Annotated in this window: 1 protein-coding gene; it reads left to right on the forward strand. The window is 71.8% G+C overall.

What is annotated here, in order from left to right; all coding sequences use genetic code 11:
• Nucleotides 1–255: hypothetical protein (locus RM423_RS26330; protein ID WP_311425766.1), on the forward strand; the 255-nt coding region annotated here is incomplete at both ends.

The following is a 255-nucleotide window of genomic DNA, read 5'->3' on the forward strand; positions in this document are numbered from 1 at the left end:
CGCCCAGCAAATTCCGGCCGCAGAGGCCGCCGACCTGACGAAGCTGCTCGCGCTGGCCGCAAGGACTGAGGACCGTCCCGTCCCGCCAGCCCGGGGAGACAAGCCGTGGGACGCCTACGCCGACGCCGTCGGTGGCCTGCGACAGGACCTGGTCACTCCCGCCGCTGATGAGGACGACGCCTTAGAACGCGCCACGCGAGGACGAGTCGTCGCCGGGGAAGTAGCCGGCATCCCGGAGCTGCACCCGGGTGACGC

This window comes from Jatrophihabitans lederbergiae (genome assembly GCF_031845305.1).
Lineage (GTDB): Bacteria > Actinomycetota > Actinomycetes > Mycobacteriales > Jatrophihabitantaceae > Jatrophihabitans_A > Jatrophihabitans_A lederbergiae.